Source organism: Streptosporangium sp. NPDC000095 (assembly GCF_042899335.1).
GTDB lineage: Bacteria > Actinomycetota > Actinomycetes > Streptosporangiales > Streptosporangiaceae > Streptosporangium.
The window spans coordinates 1-1402 of sequence record NZ_JBIAZS010000042.1; the positions used below are offsets into that span (position 1 = coordinate 1).

Here is a 1402-nt window from a genome sequence, read left to right on the forward strand (position 1 = left end):
TGCTTTGTGGTCAAGTCCTCGGCCTATTAGTACTGGTCAGCTCCACACATTACTGCGCTTCCACTTCCAGCCTATCAACCCGGTCGTCTACCGGGAGCCTTACCCACTCTCGTGGTGGGAGACCTCATCTCAAGGCGAGCTTCCCGCTTAGATGCTTTCAGCGGTTATCCCTTCCGAACGTAGCCAACCAGCCGTGCTCCTGGCGGAACAACTGGCACACCAGAGGTTCGTCCGTCCCGGTCCTCTCGTACTAGGGACAGCTCCTTTCAAGTCTCCTGCGCGCGCAGCGGATAGGGACCGAACTGTCTCGCGACGTTCTAAACCCAGCTCGCGTACCGCTTTAATGGGCGAACAGCCCAACCCTTGGGACCTACTCCAGCCCCAGGATGCGACGAGCCGACATCGAGGTGCCAAACCATCCCGTCGATATGGACTCTTGGGGAAGATCAGCCTGTTATCCCCGGGGTACCTTTTAGCCGTTGAGCGACGGCGCTTCCACATGCCACCGCCGGATCACTAGTCCCAGCTTTCGCTCCTGCTCGACCCGTCGGTCTCACAGTCAAGCTCCCTTGTGCACTTACACTCGACACCTGATTGCCAACCAGGCTGAGGGAACCTTTGGGCGCCTCCGTTACTCTTTAGGAGGCAACCGCCCCAGTTAAACTACCCACCAGACACTGTCCCTGATCCGGATCACGGACCGAAGTTAGACGTTCAAAACGACCAGAGTGGTATTTCACCAATGACTCCACCCCCACTAGCGTGAAGGCTTCACCGTCTCCCACCTATCCTACACAAGACGCTCCAAACGCCAATGTCAAGCTATAGTGAAGGTCCCGGGGTCTTTCCGTCCTGCTGCGCGTAACGAGCATCTTTACTCGTAGTGCAATTTCGCCGGGTCTGCGGTTGAGACAGCGGGGAAGTCGTTACGCCATTCGTGCAGGTCGGAACTTACCCGACAAGGAATTTCGCTACCTTAGGATGGTTATAGTTACCACCGCCGTTTACTGGCGCTTAAGTTCTCAGCTTCGCTGCTCCGAAGAACAACTAACCGGTCCCCTTAACGTTCCAGCACCGGGCAGGCGTCAGTCCGTATACATCGTCTTACGACTTCGCACGGACCTGTGTTTTTAGTAAACAGTCGCTTCCCCCTGGCCTCTGCGACCCCCACCAGCTCAGAACGCAAAGGTTCATCACCAGCGAAGGCCCCCCTTCTCCCGAAGTTACGGGGGCAATTTGCCGAGTTCCTTAACCACAGTTCACCCGATCGCCTTAGTATTCTCTACCTGACCACCTGAGTCGGTTTAGGGTACGGGCCGCCACGACACTCACTAGAGGCTTTTCTCGGCAGCATAGGATCACCCACTTCGCCACAATCGGCTCGGCATCACATCTCAGGTAC

Annotated in this window: 1 rRNA gene (cut by a window edge); it reads right to left on the bottom strand. The window is 56.6% G+C overall.

The features are described from left to right. Positions 1–6: 6 nt before the first annotated feature. Positions 7–1402, bottom strand: a 23S ribosomal RNA gene (locus ACFY3V_RS39625) (it continues 1697 nt past the right edge of the window).